This window comes from Micromonospora sp. NPDC048935, assembly GCF_043197875.1.
Taxonomy (GTDB): Bacteria; Actinomycetota; Actinomycetes; order Mycobacteriales; family Micromonosporaceae; genus Micromonospora.
Map to the genome: position 1 here is coordinate 1 of NZ_JBICTZ010000025.1, position 6,713 is coordinate 6,713.

Here is a 6,713-nt window from a genome sequence, read left to right on the forward strand (position 1 = left end):
GTGCGGTTGTTGACGGAGTCGCGGTTGTGGCCGGAGGTGGGTCGGCCTCGGCGGGCGGGGGTGTCGTCTTTTGGTATTAGTGGGACCAATGCGCATGTGATTCTCGAGCAGGCGCCGGCCGAGGCGTCTGTGGAGGCGTCGGTGGAGACGCCGGTGCCGGTGCCGGTGGTGGTGAGCGCGCGGAGCGACGCCGCGTTGCGGGCGCAGGCCGGACGCCTCCTGGACCTGCTCGCCGCCGAGCCTTCCGTGTCCCCCGCGGACCTCGGCCTCTCGCTGGCCACGACGCGCACCGCGTTCGCGCACCGCGCCGCCCTCGTCGCCGCGGACCGGGAAGAACTCACCGAAGGGCTACGCGGCCTCGCCGAGGACGACCCGGCGGTGGGTGTGCTGCGGGGGACCGCCCGTCCTCTCCGCCCCGGGCCGGTGTTCGTCTTCCCCGGGCAGGGCTCGCAGTGGGCCGGGATGGCCGCCGAGCTGATGGAGTCCTCGGTGGCCTTCGCGGAGCGGCTGCACGAGTGCGCCGCCGCGCTCGATCCGTTCGTCGACTGGTCGCTGACCGCCGTGCTGCTCGGTCAGGAAGGCGCCCCGTCCCTGGACCGCGTCGACGTGGTCCAGCCGGTGCTGTTCGCCGTGATGGTGGCGCTTGCCGACCTGTGGCGCAGGCACGGAATCGAGCCCGCTGCCGTCGTCGGCCACTCCCAGGGAGAGATCGCCGCGGCCTGCGTTGCCGGAGCACTGAGCCTGCCCGACGCGGCCCGCGTGGTGGCGCTGCGCAGCAAGATCATCGCCGAGGAGCTGGCGGGCGCGGGTGGCATGGCCTCGCTGCCGCTCCCGCCGGAGGAGGTCGAACGCCTGCTGGCCCCGTGGAGTGGCCGAGCGTCGGTCGCCGCGGTCAACGGTCCCCGCTCGACGGTGGTCTCCGGTGCACCGGACGCGATCGACGGACTGCTGGAGACCTGCGAGGCCGCAGGGGTGCGGGCACGGAGAATTCCGGTCGACTACGCCTCCCATTCCGCCGAGGTCGAGCCGATCCGCGAGCGACTGCAGGACCTGCTGGCGGGAATCGAGCCACGACCCTCGGCCGTGCCCTTCCACTCGACCGTGACGCGGGACGGACCGCTCGACACCGCGATGCTCGATGCCGAGTACTGGTACCGCAACCTGCGACAGCCGGTGCTGTTCGAGGACGCGGTCAGCGAGCTCGTCTCGCGGGGCCACACGCTCTTCGTCGAAGTCAGCGCCCATCCCGTGCTCACCATCGGCATCCAGGAGACGCTCGATGATGCGGGCGCCGACGCGTTCGCGCTGGGCACGCTGCGGCGGGGCCAGGGCGGGCAACGCCGCTTCCTGGAGGCGCTGGCCGAGGCTCATGTCCACGGCGCGGCCCCCTCCTGGGAGGCTGTGTTCGCCGGTTCCGGGGCGCGACGGGTCGAGCTGCCCACCTACTCCTTCCAACGGGACCGCTACTGGCTCGACGTGGTCGGGCACCCGGGTGACGTGACCGCGGCGGGCCTGCGCGCCGCCGGCCATCCGCTGCTGGGGGCGGCGGTGCCGTTGCCGGGCACCGACGGTTTCGTGCTCACCGGCAGGCTCGGTCTACGCACGCACCCGTGGCTCGCCGACCATGTGGTCTCCGGCAGTGTGCTGGTGCCCGGCGCGGTCCTCGTCGAGCTGGCCGTCCACGCCGGTGACCAGGTCGGCCGGGACGAGCTCGAGGAGCTCACGCTGCAGGCGCCTCTCCTGCTGACGGGGTCGGCCGCGGTCGACCTCCAGGTCGAGGTAGGTCCGCCGGACGACTCGGGCCGGCGGCCGGTCCTCATCCACTCGCGGGAGGCCGACGGCGACGGGGACGGCACGTGGACCTGCCACGCGGTCGGCACACTTGCCGCGTCCTCCGGCGACACACCGCAGGCGCTCGCGCAGTGGCCGCCCACCGGGTCGGTGCTTGCGGTCGGCTATGCGGATCTCGTCGGACGCGGTTACGAGTACGGCCCCTGCTTCCAGGGCCTCGGCACGGTGTGGCGGTTCGGTGCGGAGATCTTCGCCGAGGTGCGGCTGCCCGACGAGCCCGCTCTCGACAATCCCGCCGGCTACGGGCTGCACCCGGCGCTGCTCGACGCGGCGCTGCACGCCGTGGTGCTCGCCGGGCCGGCCGACGGCGAGCTGGCGCTGCCCTTCTCCTGGTCGGGGGTCCGCCTGCACGCGTCGGGGGCCTCGTCGCTGAGAGTCCGACTGACGCCGTCCCCGCAGGACGGCGCGTACGCACTGGCGTTGTTCGACGGCGCGGGCGACCCGGTGGCCACTGTCGACTCACTCACGCTGCGTCCGGTCGCGCCGGGGCACCTCGCGGCCCCGGCCCGCCGCGCCTCCGACCCCTTCCGCGACTCCCTGTTCCGGTTGGAGTGGACCGAGGTGCCCGCCCGTGCGTCCAGTCTGGCCGGCACGGCCGCGTTGGGCACCGACGACCTCGGTCTGGGCCTGCCGGTCCTGCCAGGGCTTCCGATCCAGGGCGATTCCGTACCCTCCCAGGTGGTCGTGTCTGTCCCGCCGGGTGGCGACCCGGGATCGGCGGACGCGGTGAGTTCCGTGCTGCACCGGACGCTCGCCGTTCTGCAGGCCTGGCTGGCCGACGACCGTCTCGACCAGGCCAGGCTGGTCGTGATCACCCGGGGCGCGGTGGCAACCCGGCCCGGCGAGGACGTGCACGACCTGGCGCACGCGGCGGTGCACGGGTTGGTGCGGTCCGCCCAGGCCGAACACCCCGGCCGGTTCGCGCTGCTCGACCTGGAGCCCGGCGTGGCGGACCCCGGCACCCTGTCCGCCGCCCTGGGATCGGCCGAGCCGGAGCTGGCCGTCCGCGCGGGCACGGTCCTCGTCCCCGCTCTCGCCCGGGTCAGCTCTCCCACGCTGTTGCTGCCGCCCGCCGCGCCCACCGCGTCGGCCGCGTCCGCCTGGCGGCTGGACGCCGCGGAACGGGGCACGCTGGAGAACCTCGCGCTGCTGCCGAACCCGGACGCCGTCGCTGAACTGGCGGCGGGCGAGGTCCGGGTGGTGATGCGGGCCGCGGGTCTGAACTTCCGGGACGTGCTCAACGCCCTCGACGTCGATCTGGGCGAGAACACGCCCAGGCTGGGTGTCGAGGGTTCCGGAGTGGTGGCCGAGGTCGGACCCGGCGTGACCGGCCTGGCCGTCGGCGACCGGGTGATGGGCCTGTTCTCCGGCGCGTTCGCCCTGCTCGCCGTCACCGACGAACGTCTGCTGGCCAGGATGCCGGAGGGTTGGTCGTTCGAGGACGCGGCCGCGGTGCCGGTGGTCTACCTGACGGCGTACTACGGCCTGGTCGACCTGGCCGGGCTCCGTCCGGGTGAGTCGGTCCTGGTGCACGCGGCGGCGGGCGGCGTCGGCATGGCGGCCGTCCAGTTGGCCCGCCATCTGGGTGCCGAGGTCTACGGCACCGCCAGCCCGGCGAAGTGGGAGACGCTGCGGTCGCTGGGCCTGCCCGAGGACCGGATCGCCTCGTCCCGGTCGACGGAGTTCGAAACGGTCTTCGACCGGGGCGTGGACGTGGTCCTCAACTCGCTGTCGGGGCCGTTCGTCGACGCGTCGCTGCGTCTGTTGCCTCCCGGCGGGCGATTCATCGAGATCGGCAAGACCGACCTGCGCGACCCGCAGACCGTGGCCGCGACCCACGGGGGAGTCGCCTACCGGGCGTTCGACCTGCGGGAGGCTGGTCCCGACCGGATCCGGGAGTTGCTCGCGGAGATCCTCCAGTTGTTCCGTAGCGGTGCGCTCACCCCGATGCCGGTGACCCGGTGGGACCTCGGGCGGGCTCCCGAGGCATTCCGCGTCCTTCGCGAGGGCGCACATGTGGGCAAGCTGGTGCTCGGCCTCCCGGAAGGACCCGACCCCGCGGGTACGGTCCTGGTCACGGGCGCCTCCGGGAACCTCGGCGCGCTCTTCGCACGGCACCTGGTCACCAACTACGGTGTGCGCCACCTGCTGCTCCTGAGCAGACGGGGTGAAGCCGCCGCGGGAGCCGCCCACCTGGCCGCCGAGCTGACCGCCCTCGGTGCCACCGCGACCTTCGCCGCCTGCGACGCCAGCGACCGTACGGCGCTCGCGGCGGTGTTGGCCACGGTGCCGTCGGACCGGCCGCTGACCGGTGTGGTCCATGCGGCTGGTGTGCTGGACGACGGTGTGGTCGAGGCGTTGAGTCCCGAGCGGATCGACGCCGTGCTCCGCCCGAAGGTCCAGGCCGCGCTCAACCTGCACGAGCTGACCCTGAACGCCGGGCTGTCGATGTTCGTGCTGTTCTCCTCCGCCGCCGGGACCCTGGGCACGGCGGGACAGGCCGGCTACGCGGCCGCGAACGCCGGTCTGGACGCGCTCGCGTACCGGCGCAGGGCCGGCGGGCTCGTCGCCACGTCCCTCGCCTGGGGCCTGTGGGCCGAGCGGAGCGGGATGACCGCGCACCTCGGCACGGCGGACCTGGCCAGGATGGGGCGCTCGGGGCTGGTCGCGCTGGAGTCGGAGGAGGGGCTTGCCCTCTTCGACGCGGCACGCCTGGTGGACGAGGCCGTTCTCGTCCCGGCCCGGCTCGACCTCGCCGGGCTGGGACGCCGGGCCACGGACGCCACCGCGCCACCCGCGATCCTGCGCCGGCTCGTCGGAGCACCCGCCCGCCGGACGGCGGCGGCCCTGCCGGAGAGCGTGCACGCCCTGGCCGACCGGCTGGCGGCCACCGCCCAACCGGACCGGCTGCTCCTTGACGTGGTCCAGGCGCATGTCGCGGCAGTCCTCGGCCACCGCCCCTCGGACGCCCTCGACCGGGCACGGTCCTTCAAGGAGCTCGGCTTCGACTCGCTGACCGCCGTGGAACTACGCAACCGCCTGCGTGCCGACACCGGCCTCAGGCTCCCCGCGACGCTGGTCTTCGACCACCCGACCCCGGACGCGCTCGCGGCCTTCCTGAAAGCCGAACTGCTGGGTACGCCCGCCGCGGCCCCCGCGCCCCCGCCGGTCGCCGTCGGCACGGACGAGCCGGTGGTGATCGTCTCCATGAGCTGCCGCTACCCGGGCGGTGTGGCGGGGCCGCAGGACCTCTGGGACCTCGTGGCCCGGGGCGGGGACGCGGTCTCCGACTTCCCGGAGGACCGCGGGTGGGATCTGGACCGGCTGCGCGATCCCGACCCGGACGCGCCGGGGAGCAGCCACGCGGGCGGCGGCGGTTTCCTCGACGGCGCGGCCCTGTTCGACGCGGCGTTCTTCGGGATCTCGCCGCGCGAGGCGCTCGCCATGGACCCCCAGCAGCGGCTGCTGCTGGAGACGTCGTGGGAGGCGGTCGAGCGGGCCGGCATCGACCCGTCGTCGCTACGGAACAGCCGGACCGGCGTCTTCGTCGGCACGTCCGCCATGGGCTACGAGGCGGGTGCGCAGGACTCGTCGGACGAACTGGCGGGTCACCTGCTGACCGGCAACACCATGAGCGTCGCCTCGGGGCGGATCGCCTACACCTTCGGTTTCGAAGGTCCCGCCGTCACGGTCGACACGGCCTGCTCGTCGTCCCTGGTCGCGCTCCACCTGGCCGCGCAGTCGCTGCGGCAGGGGGAGTGTGATCTCGCGCTGGCGGGCGGCGTGACAGTGATGGCGACGCCCGCGACCTTCGTCGAGTTCAGCAGGCAGCGAGGCCTGGCGGCCGACGGCCGCTGCAAGGCGTTCTCGGCCGCCGCGGACGGCTTCGGGCCGGCCGAGGGCGCGGGTCTGCTGCTGCTGGAGCGGCTGTCGGACGCCGAGCGCAACGGCCACCGGATTCTGGCCGTCCTCAGCGGCAGCGCGGTCAACCAGGACGGTGCGAGCAACGGGCTGACCGCCCCGAACGGTCCGTCGCAGGAGCGGGTGATCCGCCAGGCGCTGGCGAACGCGGGCCTGACACCTGCCGACGTGGACGCGGTGGAGGCGCACGGCACCGGAACCAGTCTGGGCGATCCGATCGAGGCGGGCGCGTTGCTGGCCACCTACGGCACGGAACGCCCGCAGGCCACGCCGCTCTGGCTCGGAACGCTGAAGTCGAACATCGGGCATGCCCAGGCTGCGGCCGGTGTCGGCGGTGTGATCAAGATGGTGAAGGCGCTGGAGCACGGCGTACTGCCGAGGACCCTGCACGTGGACGTGCCGTCCCCCCACGTGGACTGGTCGTCGGGTGCGGTGCGGTTGTTGACCGAGGCGATGCCGTGGCCGGCGACCGGCCGGCCACGGCGGGCCGCCGTGTCGTCGTTCGGGATCAGCGGCACCAACGCCCACGTCATCATCGAGGAGCCCCCGTCCGCACCGGCCGAACGCCCGGCCGAACCGGAGCTGCCGGGCCCGGTGCCGGTGATCCTCTCCGGCCGTGGCACCGAGGCGTTGCGGGCGCAGGCGGCCTCGCTCCGGCACCACCTCGACACCCACCCGGAGACCGGGCTGCTCGATGTGGCCTTCTCCAGCGCCGTCGAGCGGCCGCTGCACGACGACCGGGCGGTGGTCCTGGCCCCGGACGTCGCGGCGCTGCGTGACGGGTTGGCCGCGTTGGCCGAAGGCCGGACCGCGCCCGGACTGGTGACGGGCACGGCACGGCCGGGCGGCCGGGTGGCGTTTTTGTTTACGGGTCAGGGTGCGCAGCGGTTGGGTATGGGTCGTGAGTTGTATGGGTCGTCGGTGGTGTTTGCTGCTGCGTT

General features: G+C 73.8%; 1 protein-coding gene. It reads left to right on the plus strand.

The window, feature by feature from the left end:
- Positions 1 to 60: 60 nt before the first annotated feature.
- Positions 61 to 6,713, plus strand: a 6,653-nt coding sequence (locus ACGFIW_RS33680; RefSeq protein ID WP_393324583.1) for an SDR family NAD(P)-dependent oxidoreductase, incomplete at its 3' end; no start/stop codon positions are given.